This window comes from Polymorphum gilvum SL003B-26A1 (genome assembly GCF_000192745.1).
Lineage (GTDB): Bacteria > Pseudomonadota > Alphaproteobacteria > Rhizobiales > Stappiaceae > Polymorphum > Polymorphum gilvum.
Genome location: NC_015259.1, coordinates 2744913 through 2760733, shown reverse-complemented (window position 1 = coordinate 2760733; position 15821 = coordinate 2744913). Strand labels below are relative to the sequence as shown.

Here is a 15821-nt window from a genome sequence, read left to right as displayed (position 1 = left end):
ATTTCCTGCCGGGAGACTTAGCAAGCCCGTCCCCGTCGGATCGTCTATCAGTCCGTCCAGGCCAGATCCGGCAGCTCAGCTCTGTCCGGAAACGCCGCACAACCCACGCCAGAGTCAGTGCCGCGCGCACCGCAGGCAAGAGGATCGGGCCGGACACCCGCCGGGACAGGACAAACATGACCATTGACGCTCTGAAGCGCCGGATCTCCGGCGCCGTCGTTACCGCCATCGAACCCGGCTTCGGCGCCGAACACGACGCGCTGATCTGGAACGGTCGCAAGCCTGCGCCACGCGCCCGGCTGATCGTGCGCGCCGCTTCGGCCGCCGACGTGCAGGAGGCCGTGGGCTTCGCCGCCGCCCACGGCCTGACGGTTTCGCCGCGCGGCGGCGGACATCATCTCACCGGCATCGCGGCAAGGGCCGACATGGTGATCGACCTGGGCGCGCTGAAGGGACTCCAGATCGACACCGCCGCCCGCAGCGCACGGGTCGAGCCGGCGGTCACCAACGTCGAGATGGCGACCGCCCTGGACCAGAAGGGGCTGGCCTTTCCGCTCGGCCATTGCGGCAGCGTGCCGATGAGCGGCTATTTGCTCGGCGGCGGCGTCGGCTGGAACGGCGGCGCCTGGGGCTTTGCCTGCGGCCTCGTCACCTCGGCCGAGGTCGTGCTGGTCGACGGCCGCCGCGTCACCGCCTCGGCAACCGAAAACCCGGAGGTCTTCTGGGCTCTGCGGGGCGCGGGGCCTGGCTTCTTCGGGATCGTCACCGCCTACCGGCTCGACCTGATGCCCGCGCCCGCCGTGATCGAGACCGTGATCCGCGTGTATCCCGGGGCGATGGCCGCCGAGATCGCCTCCTGGGCCGAGACCATGATGGCCAAGGTGCCCGCCTCGGTCGAGTTCACCGCCAAGGTGGCGACCGGTCCCGCCGGCCCGATGGTCGCCGCCATCGCCACCGCCTTTGCCGACAGTGCCGATGCCGCGCGTGCCGTGCATGAGGGCCTTGCGGTCGGCGCGCCGTCCGCGCTCGACGTGATCGGGCCGATGCAGGCGCCGATGGCGGGGCTTTATCAGGCCACCGATCCCTCGGTGCCCGTCGGCCGGCGCTACCGGGTGGATTCGGTCTGGTCCGACGCTGACCTCGGCGCGATCCTCGCTCGCACGGTCGACGCGATGGCGCATGCCCCGTCGGCCGAGACTTTCGCGGTCCTCACCCTGAGGCCGAACGCTGTGCCGATGCCGTCCGACGCCGCGCTTTCCCGGTCTGGACGGATCTTCGGTGCCGTCTATGGCCTGTGGCCGGACGCGGCCGACGACGAGCGGAACGCGGTCTGGCTGCATGGGCTGATCGGGGACCTCTCGCCGCTCTGCAGCGGCACCTATGTCGGCCTGTGCGACCTGGACCGTCCCGGCGGCCATCTTCCCACTCACTCCGATGCGGCTGCGCGCCGGCTTGCGGATCTGCGCAGGCGCTTCGACCCCCGTACCCTGTTCACCCCCGCCCGGGCGGCGTCGGCGCTGGCCGCCGAATGACCCGCGGGCCAAAGGGGGACTTCCCCCGGAAAGGACGATCACGATGAAATCCGAAGTATTCCCGCTCCTTATGCTTGCAAGCCTCGCCACTGCACCCGCGCTGGCTGGGGATCCCTCCACCGATCTGATCGAGCGCGGGAAATACCTTGCCACCATCATGGATTGCGCCGGATGCCACATGCCGCGGGGCAACGATGGCACACCGGTCGTGGAGGCGGGCCTGTCCGGCGGCACGGTCGGCTTCGAGATCCCCGGCCTCGGCATTTTCTGGCCACCGAACCTGACGCCCGACCCCTCGGGCCTCGGCGGCTGGACCGATGCCGAGATCGCTGCGGCGATCACCGGCGGCGTCGCCCGCGACGGACGCATGCTGGCGCCGGCCATGCCCTGGCCGTCCTATGCCGCGCTCGCACCGGAAGACCTGCACGCTCTGGTCGCCTACCTGCGCGCGCTTCCGCCTGTCAAGACGCCCCGGCTCGACCCGGTCACCGAAGCCGCGGCGGCACCGGCCCCCTTCTACCGGGTGGCCCTGCCGCAGAACTGATCACGCAGAGCGGCCCCGATGCGTCCCGGCATGCCTGACCGCCTCGCCGGCTCTGCGACATCGTCGAAACCGACGAGGACGGTCGGCCCCCAAAGGCCCGCGTTTGAAAGGCACGCAAACGCCGGCTCGGGACGGCTGCGCCAGCTGGAAAGCCAGGCCGTCTCGGGCCAGTTCCCGTCGCGCAAGGGGCTTTGGAGCCCCGATCACAGGCCCGCCCCAGGGGGAGGCGAGGTCGCCGGTCTGTCGACCGGAGAAACAGGAAGTCTCAAGCGCGCCTCGAAACCCGACGTCTGGCCGGGGCGGGGCGATGTCAGGATCAGACGACTGCCGATGCGCGCCGCTATGGCCGCGACGATGGCGAGCCCGAGGCCGCTGCCGTCCGTGTCCGTCCCCGCGCGCTCGAAACGGCCTGTCAGGCGCGAGAGCGTCCCCTCGCGCACGATCGGCCCAGCATTGGCCACGGTGAACATCCCGTCCTCGGACAAGGACACGTCGACAGGGGCGCTCTTCAGGCCGTGCCGCAGCGCGTTCTCCACCAGGTTCCGGCACAGGATGCCGAAAGCGTCGGGATCGAGATCGGACATCACCGGACCCTCCGGCACCGTCAAGACGATGCGGTCCGTCCCGGTCGTGCGCGCCAGGTCCTCGGTGACGATGCGCGCCGCGGTTCGCAGGTCCGATGTCCAATCCAGCCTCAGACGCCCGCCTTCGGCGCGTGCGAGTTGCATGAGGCGTTCGGAGAGCCGCGTGAGCCGCCTCAGCGTGGCCTCGATGTCGGCCGCCCGCGACCTGGCCGCCGGATCGCCGGTTTCCGACCTGAGGCGCTGTGCCTGAGCGATGGCGCCGGCGAGCGGCGTACGCAGCTCGTGCGCCGCGTTGGCGGCAAAGCTGCGTTCGGCCTCGAACGTCGCCTTCAGGCGGTCGAGCAGTCCGTTCAGGGTGACCGCGACAGGCGCGATCTCCGACGGGATGCCTTCGGCCGGAACCGGCGACAGATCCTGAGCGTTGCGGGCGTCAAGCCGGTCGCGAAAGCGTCGCAGCGGAGCGAAGCTCGCCCTTACGGCGAGAACGATCGACAGCAGCGCAAGAGGCATTACGATCAGCAGGGGGAGCCCCAGACCCATCTGAATCTCGCGCGCGACCGCCGCGCGCCGGTCCAGCGGCTCGGCCACCGTGATCCGGATGGTGCCCTGCAGCGCATCGTCGTTGAACAGCCGGTGTGTCGCGGTTTGGCGGAAGCCCAGTCCGTCATAGTCGGGGAAAACAGAAGGGTCGGCAGCGTGAGACTGCAGCAGGATGCGCCCGTCGGCGTCGCGAACAATGTAGGTGAAGAACTCGTCGTGCGTGCGGATCGCGCCAAGCCGTTGGGTGACGCCATCGTCCTCGCGTCCGACCACGTCCACGACGGCCAATGGAAGCAACCGCTGCGCGGTTTCCTGCAACGCGGAATCGAAGACTTCGTCCATCTCGTTTCGCACGATCACGGCCGTCACGGAGGCGGCCGCGATCCACAGCACGGTCAGCAGGACGCCGAGCGTGAGCCCCAGCCGGGCCTGCAGGCTTCGGGGCAGTCTCATGGCTTTCCCAACCGGTAGCCGAGCCCGCGTTCAGTCTCTATGACCTGCGGCCCCAGCTTCTTGCGCAGGCGGCTGACATGGACTTCGATGGTGTTGCTCTCCACCTCCGCGTCGAAGGCGTAGAGCTTTTCCTCAAGCTGCGTCTTGGACAGAAGCTGGCCCGGGCGAGACACGAACGCCTCGAACAGCGCCCATTCCCGCGCGGTCAACTGGACCGGTTTGCCGTCACGACGGATGCTTCGCGCGGCCAGGTCGATCTCCAGCGGGCCATGGGTGACGATCGGGTTGGGGTTGCCGCTGTAACGCCGCGCGACCGAGCCGATCCGGGCTGAGAGTTCGGCGAGGTCGAAGGGCTTCACGAGGTAGTCGTCCGCGCCGGCGTTCAGCCCCTCGATCCGGTCCGACACTTGGTCGAGCGCGGTGAGGATCATGACCGGCGTCACGTCGCCACGCGCGCGGAGACTCTTCAGAAAGCCGATGCCGCGGCCGTCCGGCAGCATCAGATCCAGCAGGATGAGATCGTAGGCCGTGCCGATCATCGCATCGCCGGCCGCATCCAGGCGGGTGACCCAGTCCACCGAATGGCCGTCAGCCGCGACCTGGTCCCGCACCGCGGCTCCCAGTACCGTGTCGTCCTCGATCAGCAAGATGCGCATGGCCGTCCCCGTTCACACTCAGATGACCGTCCATGATCCCTTCGGCTGACACAAAGCTGACGTTGCCCGGTCCAAGGCTTCAGGCTCCCGTCAGCTTCGCTGCGCATGAATTGCATCAAGATGGCCGCATCGGGGAGTTTGGCCCATGAAAATGACACTGACAATTCTCGGCTTTCTGGCGCTCCTTCCGGCCGGAACCGCGCTCGCCGACGACGACTGCTTCGTGCCCATGGCGGACTGGCAGCCGCGGGATGCCGTTGCGCGGCTGGCGGAACAGAACGGCTGGACCGTGCGCCGCATCAAGATCGACGATGGCTGCTATGAGATCGACGGCCGCGATGCCAATGGTCGCCGGATCGAGGTGACGGTTCATCCCGGAACGCTTCAGGTGATCAAGGTCGACTACGAGGACGAAGACGACGATCGCCGTCGCACCGGCGGTCGGGGAGGTCGAGGCGGTGACTGAGGCGCGCGTGCATGACACGGCACCGCCGGAGGCCGGGACGCGCACGGTGCGCGTCTGGGATCCTCTGGTGCGCGTCTTTCACTGGGCGCTGGTGGCAGCTTTCGCGACGGCATGGCTCACCGCCGACGAACTCCAGCCGGTGCACGAGATCGCCGGCTATGCGGTTGCGGGGCTCGTGACCTTTCGCCTCATCTGGGGTGTCGTCGGCAGCCGCTATGCGCGGTTCGCCCAGTTCCTGAAAGGTCCCCGAGACACCCTCGCGTATCTCGGCGCCATGGCACGAGGACGGGAACCGCGCTATCTCGGCCACAATCCGGCAGGTGCCGCGATGGTCGTTGCGCTGCTCGTCACCCTTTCCGGCACCGCCTTCACCGGCTGGTTGATGGAAGAGCCGGGCCGCGTGGCGATGTCCCGGGCCATGCCGCAGATCATGGCACCGGCATGGGCCGACGAGGACGGCGAGGAATACGGAGAGCGCGGCGAAGTGGAAGGTCCGTTGAAGGAGATCCACGAGACGTTGGCAAACCTGATGCTGCTCCTCGCCGTGCTGCATGTGGGGGGCGTGGTGCTCGCGTCCTTCCGCCATCGCGAAAACCTGGCCCGTGCCATGATCACCGGAGACAAACGCGCGCTCGGACCCGGCGATATCCCCTGACCACGCCAGATCGGTCTCCCAAGGCCGACTGTCCCTTCGGCTCGATCGGCCCCGCCTCCGTGGCGGGGCTTTTCGTTCCTGACGGCAAGCTGAAGCGGGAAACGTTGCCCCGTCAGGTAGCCCTCAGGTTGCCGCTCCAAAGTGGCGGAAGCAGACCAAAGGAGACCCTGCCATGAGAAAGACTCTCGCCCTTCTTGTTGCGTCCACAGCCCTGACCGCTGCCATCGGCGTGCCGGCCTGGAGCGCGATGCGTGCACCCGTCAATGGGGAGGCTCGGCCTTTCGCCGTGCTCTTCGAAGACGTGGCGCAATCGCTGCCGATCATTCTGGCCAGCAACGATGACGACGATGATGACCGCCGCTACCGGAAGACATCGCGGCGCGGCCATGACGACGACGACGACGACGATGACGACGATGACGACCACGACCGCCGGCGCGGCGCTCGCAATCCGGCGCCTGCCGGCACGGTCGCACCGCCGCAGAACGGGTTGTTCGGGAACGGCAGCCGACCGCAGGTCAAGGTCAACTGAATCCCGTCGGCCGCACCTCCAACGAAGGATCCTTCCGATGAAATCAATTCTCGCAGCGCTTGCGCTGACGACGGCGCTTACGCTTCCCGGTGTCGCGATGGCGCGCCCCGTCACGCTTACGACCATGCTCACCCCTTATGGCGGCGACGGCGCCTATCTGGCGCTCTACGTCACCGACGCCTCCGGGACCTACGTGGGCAGCCTCTGGATGGCCGGTGGCAAGTCGAAATACTACGAGCACCTGACCGACTGGTACCGTGCCACGGGCGGCGACCCGGCGCAGATCAACGGCATCACCGGTGCCAGCGTCGGGGCAGGTCGGACGCTTGAGATCACGCTCGATCTCGCCGATGCGCTGTTCGACGCCGGCTATACGCTGCACATCGACGCCGCCGTCGAGAACATGCGCGACAGTCCGAACGAGGTCGCCGTGCCGCTGACGACGGACGGCGCGGGCACTCCTGTGAAGGGGCGCCGTTACGTCGCCAGTTTCACCTACGACATGTAAGGAGGCAGGGTCATGATCCGCGCTCTTCATCGCTGGCCGGGGATCGTGGCCCTGGCTTTCGTCACCGTCCTGACGCTGAGCGGAGCCGTGCTGTCGGTCTTCCCGGCGGCCGAGCGTCTCGCTGCGCCGCAGGCCGATGCAGGGCTGAGCGTGGTCGAACTGGCCACGCGCATCCAGTCCGCCTATCCCGGCGTCGAGCAGATCCGCCGCGCGCCCTCGGGGCGGATCACCGCCTACTGGTTCGATCAGGGCGCGCCCGGCGCCGCCGTGATCGACCCGGCGACCGGGCAGGGCATTACCTCGGCCGACCCCAATCCGGTCGAACGCTGGTTCACCAATCTGCACCGCTCGCTGTTCCTCGGCGACAGCGGGCGCATCGCCATGGCAGCGGGCGCGGCCGCAATGCTGATGCTGTCGTTCTCGGGCGCGGCGCTGATCGCCCGGCGGGCGGGCGGCTGGCGGCGCTGGTTCGCCCCCCTGCGCGGGCCACTGACAGGCCGACTGCATGTCGAGATTGCGAGGATGGCGTTTCTGGGCCTCGTTCTTTCCTCGGGCACTGCCTTGTGGATGACAGCCTCCACCTTCGACCTGCTGCCCGCCGGCGCGGCCAAGCCGTCCTTTCCGGCCACGGTCAGCGGCGAGACCGGCGTCGCGCTCGCCGAGATGGCGATGCTTAACGACATCCCGGTGGCAGACCTGCGCGAACTGAGCTTCCCCTATCCCGGCGACAGAACCGACGTCTTCACGCTGAAGACCGACCGGGGCAGCGGCTATCTCGACCAGGGCACCGGGGCGCTGCTGGCTTGGACCGACCTGAGCGCGTGGGAGCGCGTCTCGGAAACCATCTACATGCTGCACACCGGACAGGGCGCCGCCGTGCTGGGGCTGGTCCTGGGGCTCATGGCGCTCGCTGTGCCGGCGATGGGCGCAACGGGTGTGCTGATTTGGCTTGCGGGACGGCGCGGTCGGCCGGGCATCCGCGGCAACCAGCCGGCCGATCGCGCCGAGACGATTCTGCTCGTCGGCAGCGAGGGCGGCACCACCTGGGGCTTTGCTGCGACGCTGCATGGCGCCCTGACCAAGGCCGGGCGGAGCGTCCACGCCGCGCCGATGTCGGCCTTCGCGCCCGATCGCTATGTGCGTGCGCAACGGATCATCGTGCTGGCCGCCACCTATGGCGCCGGCGACGCACCGGCGTCTGCCAGAGGATTCCTCGAACGACTGGCGACACTCGACCGCGCGCCCGCCGCGCCCCTGGTCGTGCTCGGCTTCGGCGACCGCAGCTTTCCGGCCTACTGCGCCTTCGCCAGGGATGTCGCGGCAGCGGCCGAGGCGAAGGGCTGGCCCGAGCTCATGCCTTTCGACACCATCGACCGCCAGTCGCCGCAGGATTTCGCCCGCTGGGGCCGCGCGCTCGGCGAGGCGCTTGGGATCCCCCTGGAATTGTCGCACCAGCCTGTCCTGCCGAAAACCGAAACGCTGACCCTCGTCTCGCGCCGGGACTACGGCGCCGAGGTGCAGGCCCCGACCGCGATCCTCCGTTTCGCCCTGCCACGCGCGACGCTTTGGCCGCGGCTGGCCGGGACGGGCTTTGCCCGCTTCGACGCGGGCGACCTGATAGGCGTCCTGCCCGAGGGGTCGCCGGTTCCGCGCCTCTACTCGCTCGCCTCGGCACGCCGGGACGGGTTCATCGAGATCGTGGTGAAGAAGCATCCGGGCGGGCTGTGTTCCGGCCGGCTCACCGCGCTCGAGCCTGGCGACACTGTTGCCGCCTTCCTGCGCCGCAATCCGGATTTCCAGCCGGGGCGGGGACGGGCGCCGCTCATCCTGATCGGCGCGGGCACCGGCATCGGTCCGCTCGCCGGCTTCGTGCGCGGCAATGCCCGGCGGCGCCCGATCCATCTCTTCTTCGGGATGCGCCATCCCGACAGCGATTTTCTCTACGGCGAGGAGATGCCGGGCTGGCAGGCCGACGGTCGCCTTTCCGGGCTCGCCACGGCGGTGTCGCGCGGGGCGCAGCCCCATTACGTGCAGGATGCGCTGCGGGCCGAAGCCGCTCTGGTCGCCCGGTTGATCCGTGACGGTGCCCGCGTCATGGTCTGTGGTGGGCGCGACATGGCCGCCGGCGTCGCCGATGCGCTGGCCGAGATCCTCGCTCCGGCTGGCCTAACGCCCGCGGTGCTGAAGACGCAGGGGCGCTATGTCGAAGATGTCTACTGACCTGGTGCGCCACACCCTGAACGGCCCGACCATGGGCACCCGCTGGTCGGCGTTGGTCTTCGTGCCAGCGGACTTCGATCCGCTGCCTGTCCGTGCCGCCTTGCAGGGAGCCGTCGACGAGGTCGATGCGCAGATGTCCACCTGGAACCCCGGCAGCGACCTGATGAACCTCAACGCGGCGCCCGTGGGCGAATGGGTGGCGGTGCCGGATCGGCTGAGGCACGTTTTGCGGCTCGGCCTTGAGATCGGGCGCGCTTCGGGCGGCGCCTTCGATGTCGGGTTGGGCGACGCAGTCACTGCATGGGGCTTCGGCTCGGAGGCCGCCGTGCCGGACCGTATCCGCAGCGCGATGGCGGCGCCGCGCAGACCGGCACATGAGATACTGGAGATCGGGGAGGCGCGTGTCCGAAAGACAGCTCCCCTCACGCTCGACTTGAACGGTATCGCCAAGGGATATGGGGTGGATCGGCTGGCCGAGACACTCGCCGATCACGGTATCGAGGCGGGCCTTGTCGGCATCGACGGCGAGATGCGCGCGCTCGGGCTCAGGCCCGACGGGGAGCCATGGACGATTGCGGTGGAAGCGCCCGATCCGAAGCGCCGCGCGCCCCAATCCATCCTCGCTCTCGAGGACGCCGCCGTGGCGACGTCGGGCGACTACCGCCATTGGGTCGAGATGCAAGGCCGCCGCCTGTCGCACACCATGGACCCGCGGAGGGGTACGCCGCTGCTGTCCTCGCCCGCCTCGGTCACCGTCGTTGCACCCAGCTGCACAGAGGCCGACGCGTGGGCGACCGCCTTCATGGTTCTCGGGCCCGCACAGGGGTGTGCGCTTGTGAGGAAGCACGGATTCGGCGCCCTTTTTCTTCTGCGTGACGGTGATGGGAGTACAAGGAACGTTGCGGTCGGCCGACCTTTTTCGGAAGAGCCAGCGGTGGCCGGCTCGGCCGCCGGGCGTTGAGCGGCGTGGAAACGCCGGAATGAACCGTTCGGAGACGGCAGTGTCGCTTCTCGCGCCAGCCGCACCGGTCGCGGGGCTCGGCCCTCAGGTTGCAGGCACCATCATCCCTATCGGCGATGGCGCATGCGGTCCATCATGCAGGGATAGGCCAGCACAGCGGGCGGGATCGATCCTTGGTGCCACAGCTGGCCGGTCCTCGATAGCCACGTGTCCAGGCCTCCAGGCCGGCAGCCCATGATGCGCAGCGGATACCGCGCATGGTCGCGCCGCTTGCTAGGGCGCTTTGCGATCAAGCGGAACGGCTTGATCGACAAGAATATGCTTTAGACGCGCGCGCGGGCGACATGATCACGGGCGACCGACAACGACTTGACAATGGCATGGACCTGATCGCCCGGCTGTAGCCGCAGCTGATCGGCGGCGCGCCGGGTGATACGGGCGAGGATCTCGTCGTCGCCGATGCCGACATGCACGATCACGCCCGGTCCCGCACCGGGAACGATCCGGACGACCTTGCCCGGGAGTATGTTCTGCGCGGAAAGCCCCTCGGGGCGCCCTCGCGCGAGGATGACCTCGTGCGCCATGATCCGCACCCGCACCCGCGTCCCCGGCGCGCCTTCGATGCTGGGCAGGAACAGCGGCCCGGTGGCGGCGTCGAGCCGGGTCAGCCCGTCATGGTCGTGCGAGACGATCATCGCCGGCAGCATGACCGCAGCCTCGCGGATGCCCATGGCGCGCAGGGCGTCCGGATCGGCCATCACCTCGGCCGCGGTGCCCTCGCACACCACCTTTCCCGTCTCGATCACCACCATCCGGTCGGCCAGCAATTGGGCCTCGTTCATGTCGTGGGTGACCAGCACTATCGGCATCTTGAGATGCGCACGCAGCGCGACGATCTCGCCATGGAGCTTCTCGCGGGTGGCTCGGTCAACGGCGGAGAACGGCTCGTCGAGCAGGAGCGCCTGCGGGCGGCGGGCCAGTGCACGCGCCACCGCCACGCGCTGCTGTTGTCCGCCCGACAGTTGCGCCGGCTTGCGGTTGGCGAGACCGTGAAGATTGACCAGTTCAAGGATGCGCAGGGCCTCGGCGCGGTCAGTCCGGTCCATTGCGGCCATGACGTTCTGCTCCGCCGTCATGTGCGGGAACAGGGCGTAGTTCTGGAACACGATCCCGACCCGGCGGCGGTAGGTCGGCAGATCGATCCGCGCGGCGGTATCGAGCCATGGCGTGCCGCCTACCGCGACCCGCGCCATGTCCGGCCGCCAGAGTCCGGCGACGGTGCGCAGCAGCGTCGTCTTACCGGACCCCGAATGCCCGACCAGCGCAAGAAGTTCGCCTGGCTCGACCCGGAAGGAAACATCGAGCGGAATAGGCGTCGCGGCCTTCGCCATCACTTCGAGCGCCATCAGGACAGCCTCCGTCCGACGCGCGCCGACAGCCAGTAGGTGAGGGCGATGGTGACAAGCGAGATCGCCACCAGCACCGCCGACATGATCGCTGCGGACCGGTCGTCGAAGCCCTGTACCCGATCGTAGATGGCAATGGCGATGGTCCTGGTCTCGCCCGGGATGGAGCCGCCCACCATCAGCACGATGCCGAATTCCCCGAGCGTATGGGCGAAGGTCAGCACCATCGCCGTCATCAGCCCCGGCCAGGCGAGCGGCAGTTCGACCTTATACAGCGAGCGCAGGGGCGACATTCCGCAGCAACTGGCGGCTTCCCGTACTTCGACCGGGATCGCCTCGAAGCCGCGCTGCGCGGGCTGGATGGCGAAGGGCAGGTTGAAGATGACCGAGGCCAATACCAGTCCCTCGAAGGTGAATACAAGCTGGTGGCCGAAGCTCGCCTGCCAGAACGCGCCGATGGGCGAGTTCCGCCCGAAGGCCACAAGCAGGTAGAAGCCGAAGACCGTCGGCGGCAGCACCAACGGCAGCATCACCAGCGCCTCGACCAGCCCCTTGCCGGCGAAGGAGCGATAGGCGAGGAACCGCCCCATGAGCATCGAAACGGGCAGCAGGATCGCAACCGTCCAGGCGGCGAGTTTCAGCGACAGCGAGAGGGCGGTCCAGTCCATGACTCACTCGTTCGGCAGGACGAAGCCGTATCGTTCCATGATTTGGCGGGCACTGGCCGACTGCATGTAATCGTAGAAGGCCTCTGCCACGGGGCCGGCATTCTTCAGAAGCACCATGCGCTGGCGCAGCGGATTGTGCCAGTCGGCCGGAATCAGGTCATGGCTGCCCTTGACCGCCAGATCCGGCGACAGCGCCAGCGAGTAGGCGATGATGCCGCCTTCGGCATTGCCCGAGAGCGCGAATTGCGCCGCCTGACTGACATTTTCGCCCAGAACGAGGAAAGGCTGCAGCGGCTCCCACAGGCCCGCGTGAATCAAGGCTTCCCTAGCCCGCATGCCGTAGGGGGCGTGGTCGGGGTTGGCGATGGCGAAACGCGTGATCTTTCCTTCGGCCAGTGCCTTCCGCAGGCTTTCGAGGCTGCCGTCGGCCATGAGCATCGAGCCGGTCGGGACCTTCACCACGATCCGGCCGATGGCGTAGAGGTCGCCCTCGTTCCGGGTGAAGCCGTCGCGGTGCAACTCGGCGATGAATTTTTCGTCGGCCGCCATGAAGATCTGGAACGGCGCGCCCTCGCGGATCTGCCGGGCGAAGTTGCCGGTCGATCCCATCGACAGGCGCACCTCCTTGCCCGTCTCGACCTTGAATGCCTCGGCGATCTCGGCCACGGCGAATTGCAGGTCCGAGGCCGCGGCCACGACCGGAGCCTGATTCTGGGCGGAAAGCTGGGTCGCCGACAGGGCGATGGCCGCGAAGGCCGCGACGACCGAACGGCGCGTGATGGACATCCTCATAAGCATCTCCCGTCTGATATGTTCCGAGAAACATATCGCAGGGAGCCTGCTGTCAGAGCAAGCGTTATTTTCCATGGGGAATATCGCGAAGTAAGGCCAGCAGCGCGTCAAGATGCGGCGCGCCGGCCTCAACCGCGTCCGCCTCGAAGGCGCGGTAGAGTTCCAGCACGCGCCGTCCCGTTCCGGTCAACACCGCGCCGCCGCCACCCGGCCCGCCACGGGAGCTTTCGACGACCGGTTCGCTGAACATGTCGTTCAGGGTTTCGATCAGCATCCAGGCGCGCTTGTAGCTCATGCCCATCTGACGTCCCGCCGCGGCGATGGAACCGGTTGCGTCGATTCGCTCCAGCAGTTCGGCCTTGCCGGGCCCCATCATTTCATTGTCGCCGAAAACGATGCGGATGCGCAGACGGGGACATCGGGTTTCTCTGATCATGCCAGAAAATTTGCTCCATTCACGGACCGGTCGCAAGGCGGGTGATGTCCTGGCGCCGTCATGGAGGCTTGCGCGACTGCAGAACAGCCATGCGCCGGCTCTGGCATTGCCAGCCGAATAGCGCGGTCACCTCAGGCAATCAGCGCCAGGCCCGCGCCGCCGAGGACGGCGACACCCACCACGACCCAGGGCGGCGCCTTCCATGCCAACAGGAGCACGAAGCATCCGAGGGTGAGGGTGAAGGATTTCATGTCGGTGACCGCGCCGGTGAAGACCGGCGAATAAAGTGCCGCGCCGAGGATGCCGACCACGGCGGCGTTGGCGCCCCGCATGAGGGACCGAGCGCCGGCCATCGCGCGGAACCGGTCCCAGAACGGCAGCACGCCGACGAGCAGCAGGAAGCCGGGCAGGAACACCGAGAGCAGGGCGATGAGCGCGCCGGCGACGCCGTTCGGCTCCGGTCCCAGCGCCGCACCGAGATAGGCGGCGAAGGTGAACAGGGGGCCAGGCACGGCCTGCGCCGCGCCGTAGCCGGCCAGGAAGGCGTCCGGGGTCACCCAGCCCGGCTGCACGACCTCGGCCTGCAGCAGCGGCAGGACGACATGACCACCGCCGAACACCAGCGCGCCGGCCCGGTAGAAGCTGTCGATCACGGCCAGCGCCTGCGACTGACCGGCGACGAGCGGCAGGATCGCGAGCAGCCCAAAGAACAGCGTGACGGAAACAAGCGCCATCGCGCGCGACACCGGCATGGCGACATGGCCACCGACCGGCTTGTCCGTGCTGCCTCCGAGAACCAGGCCGGCCAAACCGCCGATCAGGATCGCCCCGACCATGCCGTAGGCGCCCGGCAGGAAGGCCAGCAGCGCGACCGCGGCCAGCGCGATGGTTGCCCGCTGCCGGTCGGGGCAGAGCGCCTTCGCCATGCCCCAGACGGCCTGGGCGACGATCGCAACGGCGACGATCTTCAGCCCGTTCAGCGCGCCGGTTCCGATCGGTCCGGCGATGGCGGTGGCGGTCGTGGCAAAGACGAGCAGGATCAGCGCCGAGGGCAGGGTGAAGGCGGTGAAGGCGGCGAGCGCACCCAGCCATCCGGCCCGCATCAGGCCCAGCGCGAAGCCGACCTGGCTGGACGCCGGGCCGGGCAGGAACTGGCACAGCGCAACCAGATCCGCATATGCGGCATCGCCGAGCCAGCGCCGCCGCGTCACCAGTTCGTCGCGGAAATAGCCCAGATGCGCGATGGGGCCGCCAAAGCTCGTCAGGCCGAGCTTGAGGAAGACGGCAAAGACCTCTGCGGGGCTGCCGCGCTGCGCCGCGGTTTCGGCATCTGCCGACTGGTCCGTCATGTCGTCTCTTCCCAGATCATTCGGCCGGCGGCCGGTCGCCGTCGCGGGTGACGCCGGATCTGCATCCGGACCAGACCGGACAGCCGCCCAGGCGCTGCATGAAGCCGGCCATGCCGGTCCTCTGCCGGTTCCGTCGTCGATAAAGCAGCGCTGGCCTGCAGCGTCAACGGTTCGCTTGCGCCGGCCTCCGGTCATGGAGCCTGCGTCCCCACGTCCGAGCGCCTCCGCCCTTCGTTCACCGTCCGCAAAGCCGCGAGGGCTTGCAGGCGGCATCGCCGCGTCGTACACAGTCAGGCATGGGGCGGATCCGCAATTTTGCCGAGAGACGGGTCGTGCCGGTGCTGTGCGCACTGGCGCTGACTTTGGTCGCCTTCGCGCACCGGCCCGTATCGGTCGAACCGCCTTCACTCGACGCCGATCTTGCCGCCTATCTCATGCTCGGCGGGTCGCTGGACGACCTGTGCCGACCGGGCGCCGACGGCGACGGACCGGTCGCCTATGACCACTGTCCCGCCTGTACGCTCGCCAAGGCGTTCGGACTGGCAACGGCAGCCGTCGGCGTCGTTTCGGACGTTGTCTGGACCGTCGAACGCCCGTCATTCGGAACCACATCGGCCATCTCCCAGCATGGCCCACGCGCTCCGCCGGCCCGCGGTCCGCCTCCTCTCCGCATGATCTGAAGCACGTGCGGCCCACTTCGGGCCGCTAACGTCCGCTTGGCGGGCCTTTCGATCCTGTGGACTCCCTGACGTGAAAACGAGTCTTCTCGCGGCCTGCGCACCTGCGCCGTCCGCCATTCGGCCGCGACCGCTGGCCTCCTCACCATTTCCGACAGTCTGACGGACGAGGGCTTCCTCGCCGGTCCGGCTGTCACGGATCCCTGGCCGGAGGGGCACCCGGCCGGGGCGACCAGAACCATGCCCATCACTTGAAAAGGACGGAGAACCGATGAAGAAATCGATCCTGACGCTTGCCGCCTTGGCGCTGCCGATCATGGCGGCGTCCGAGGTGTCCGCGCATGCGACCTTCGAGCAGAAGGAGGTCGTGCAGGGCGCGACGGCAAAGCTTACGCTGCGGGTGCCGCACGGTTGCGGCGGCGAGGCGACCCTGAAGGTGCGCGTGCAGATCCCCGAGGGCGTGATCGCGGTCAAGCCGATGCCCAAGGCCGGCTGGACGCTGGAGACCGTCACCGGTGCCTACCAGAACAGCTACGACTATCACGGCCGGACCCTGACGGAGGGTGTGCGCGAGATCGTCTGGACCGGCGAACTGCCGGACGCGTTCTACGACGAGTTCGTGTTCCGCGGGATGATCACCGACAAGATCGCGGCCGGCGAAATGCTCTACATTCCGGCGGTGCAGGAATGCGCCAACGGCGCGGAACGCTGGATCGAGATCCCGGCCGCGGGGCAGGACAGCCACGACCTGGACGACCCGGCGCCCGGCGTCAAGGTCGTGCCGGCCAAGGGTCACGCTCACTAGCAGCCCGGACGGACCGCGCCGCCTCGGCGGCGGTGCG

Annotated in this window: 17 protein-coding genes; 10 read left to right on the top strand and 7 right to left on the bottom strand. The window is 68.3% G+C overall.

The features are described 5' to 3' along the window. Nucleotides 1-176 precede the first annotated feature (176 nt). Both SL003B_RS22370 and SL003B_RS13020 read left to right on the top strand, forming a co-directional pair. A complete protein-coding gene (locus SL003B_RS22370) occupies nt 177-1532 on the top strand; it encodes an FAD-binding oxidoreductase (protein WP_013653321.1) in 1356 nt (451 codons plus the stop codon). Nucleotides 1533-1575: 43 nt separating this feature from the next. Next, nucleotides 1576-2076 carry a c-type cytochrome gene (locus tag SL003B_RS13020; protein ID WP_013653320.1) on the top strand — a complete coding sequence of 167 codons (501 nt, stop codon included), beginning with the start codon at nt 1576-1578 and terminating at the stop codon, nt 2074-2076. Nucleotides 2077-2279: 203 nt separating this feature from the next. Here the strand turns inward: SL003B_RS13020 and SL003B_RS13015 are convergent, their stop codons facing one another. Further along, nucleotides 2280-3653 (bottom strand): ATP-binding protein, encoded by a 1374-nt coding sequence (locus SL003B_RS13015; protein WP_013653319.1) that lies wholly within the window; start codon nt 3651-3653, stop codon nt 2280-2282. Continuing rightward, entirely contained in the window at nt 3650-4309 is a 660-nt protein-coding gene (locus tag SL003B_RS13010; protein WP_013653318.1) for a response regulator transcription factor, read from the bottom strand. The genes SL003B_RS13015 and SL003B_RS13010 overlap by 4 nt, the downstream gene beginning before the upstream one ends. A gap of 145 nt (nt 4310-4454) precedes the next feature. Between SL003B_RS13010 and SL003B_RS13005 the strand changes: the two genes are divergently transcribed. The 6 genes from SL003B_RS13005 (at nt 4455) to SL003B_RS12980 (ending at nt 9651) form a co-directional block, all read left to right on the top strand. Then, complete coding sequence (locus SL003B_RS13005) at nt 4455-4775, top strand: PepSY domain-containing protein (RefSeq protein WP_013653317.1); 321 nt, start codon at nt 4455-4457, stop codon at nt 4773-4775. Continuing rightward, the gene (locus tag SL003B_RS13000) at nt 4768-5430 is read left to right on the top strand and encodes a cytochrome b/b6 domain-containing protein (protein ID WP_013653316.1); all 663 of its coding nucleotides are present in this window, start codon (nt 4768-4770) and stop codon (nt 5428-5430) included. Before SL003B_RS13005 ends, SL003B_RS13000 begins: the two co-directional genes overlap by 8 nt. Nucleotides 5431-5602: 172 nt before the next feature. Next, nucleotides 5603-5962, top strand: a complete 360-nt coding sequence (locus SL003B_RS12995) for a hypothetical protein (RefSeq protein WP_013653315.1) — start codon at nt 5603-5605, stop codon at nt 5960-5962. Between the two features lie 37 nt (nt 5963-5999). Next, nucleotides 6000-6470 carry a DUF2271 domain-containing protein gene (locus SL003B_RS12990; protein WP_013653314.1) on the top strand — a complete coding sequence of 157 codons (471 nt, stop codon included), beginning with the start codon at nt 6000-6002 and terminating at the stop codon, nt 6468-6470. A 12-nt stretch (nt 6471-6482) separates the two neighbouring features. After that, on the top strand, nt 6483-8690 hold the full coding sequence (locus SL003B_RS12985; RefSeq protein WP_013653313.1) for a PepSY domain-containing protein: 2208 nt from the start codon (nt 6483-6485) through the stop codon (nt 8688-8690). Beyond that, a complete protein-coding gene (locus tag SL003B_RS12980) occupies nt 8671-9651 on the top strand; it encodes an FAD:protein FMN transferase (protein ID WP_013653312.1) in 981 nt (326 codons plus the stop codon). The genes SL003B_RS12985 and SL003B_RS12980 overlap by 20 nt, the downstream gene beginning before the upstream one ends. Before the next feature lie 323 nt (nt 9652-9974). Here the strand turns inward: SL003B_RS12980 and modC are convergent, their stop codons facing one another. The 5 genes from modC to chrA all read right to left on the bottom strand — a co-directional run bounded on the left by modC (nt 9975) and on the right by chrA (nt 14302). Further along, the gene (modC, locus tag SL003B_RS12975) at nt 9975-11057 is read right to left on the bottom strand and encodes a molybdenum ABC transporter ATP-binding protein (protein WP_013653311.1); all 1083 of its coding nucleotides are present in this window, start codon (nt 11055-11057) and stop codon (nt 9975-9977) included. After that, the gene (gene modB / locus SL003B_RS12970; protein WP_013653310.1) at nt 11057-11725 is read right to left on the bottom strand and encodes a molybdate ABC transporter permease subunit; all 669 of its coding nucleotides are present in this window, start codon (nt 11723-11725) and stop codon (nt 11057-11059) included. The genes modC and modB overlap by 1 nt, the downstream gene beginning before the upstream one ends. A gap of 3 nt (nt 11726-11728) precedes the next feature. Next, nucleotides 11729-12517: a molybdate ABC transporter substrate-binding protein gene (gene modA, locus SL003B_RS12965; protein WP_206771929.1), complete on the bottom strand. Its 789-nt coding sequence runs from the start codon at nt 12515-12517 to the stop codon at nt 11729-11731. 64 nt (nt 12518-12581) lie between these two features. Further along, nucleotides 12582-12953, bottom strand: coding sequence for a winged helix-turn-helix domain-containing protein (locus SL003B_RS12960; RefSeq protein WP_013653308.1), 372 nt, complete (start codon nt 12951-12953; stop codon nt 12582-12584). Between the two features lie 131 nt (nt 12954-13084). Beyond that, a complete protein-coding gene (gene chrA / locus SL003B_RS12955) occupies nt 13085-14302 on the bottom strand; it encodes a chromate efflux transporter (protein ID WP_013653307.1) in 1218 nt (405 codons plus the stop codon). 332 nt (nt 14303-14634) lie between these two features. On the opposite strand from chrA, the gene SL003B_RS22365 reads away from it, so the two are divergent. Next, a complete protein-coding gene (locus SL003B_RS22365; RefSeq protein ID WP_013653306.1) occupies nt 14635-14982 on the top strand; it encodes a hypothetical protein in 348 nt (115 codons plus the stop codon). A gap of 268 nt (nt 14983-15250) precedes the next feature. Then, nucleotides 15251-15784, top strand: a complete 534-nt coding sequence (locus SL003B_RS12945; RefSeq protein ID WP_013653305.1) for a YcnI family copper-binding membrane protein — start codon at nt 15251-15253, stop codon at nt 15782-15784. The last annotated feature ends 37 nt before the right edge of the window (nt 15785-15821 follow it).

Coding starts and splice junctions, on each gene's coding strand:
- SL003B_RS22370 (WP_013653321.1), top strand. CDS start 177: ATGACCATTGACGCTCTGAAGCGCCGGATCTCCGGCGCCGTCGTTACC.
- SL003B_RS13020 (WP_013653320.1), top strand. CDS start 1,576: ATGAAATCCGAAGTATTCCCGCTCCTTATGCTTGCAAGCCTCGCCACT.
- SL003B_RS13015 (WP_013653319.1), bottom strand. CDS start 3,653: ATGAGACTGCCCCGAAGCCTGCAGGCCCGGCTGGGGCTCACGCTCGGC.
- SL003B_RS13010 (WP_013653318.1), bottom strand. CDS start 4,309: ATGCGCATCTTGCTGATCGAGGACGACACGGTACTGGGAGCCGCGGTG.
- SL003B_RS13005 (WP_013653317.1), top strand. CDS start 4,455: ATGAAAATGACACTGACAATTCTCGGCTTTCTGGCGCTCCTTCCGGCC.
- SL003B_RS12995 (WP_013653315.1), top strand. CDS start 5,603: ATGAGAAAGACTCTCGCCCTTCTTGTTGCGTCCACAGCCCTGACCGCT.
- SL003B_RS12990 (WP_013653314.1), top strand. CDS start 6,000: ATGAAATCAATTCTCGCAGCGCTTGCGCTGACGACGGCGCTTACGCTT.
- SL003B_RS12985 (WP_013653313.1), top strand. CDS start 6,483: ATGATCCGCGCTCTTCATCGCTGGCCGGGGATCGTGGCCCTGGCTTTC.
- SL003B_RS12980 (WP_013653312.1), top strand. CDS start 8,671: ATGTCGAAGATGTCTACTGACCTGGTGCGCCACACCCTGAACGGCCCG.
- modC (WP_013653311.1), bottom strand. CDS start 11,057: ATGGCGCTCGAAGTGATGGCGAAGGCCGCGACGCCTATTCCGCTCGAT.
- modB (WP_013653310.1), bottom strand. CDS start 11,725: ATGGACTGGACCGCCCTCTCGCTGTCGCTGAAACTCGCCGCCTGGACG.
- modA (WP_206771929.1), bottom strand. CDS start 12,517: ATGAGGATGTCCATCACGCGCCGTTCGGTCGTCGCGGCCTTCGCGGCC.
- SL003B_RS12960 (WP_013653308.1), bottom strand. CDS start 12,953: ATGATCAGAGAAACCCGATGTCCCCGTCTGCGCATCCGCATCGTTTTC.
- chrA (WP_013653307.1), bottom strand. CDS start 14,302: ATGACGGACCAGTCGGCAGATGCCGAAACCGCGGCGCAGCGCGGCAGC.
- SL003B_RS12945 (WP_013653305.1), top strand. CDS start 15,251: ATGAAGAAATCGATCCTGACGCTTGCCGCCTTGGCGCTGCCGATCATG.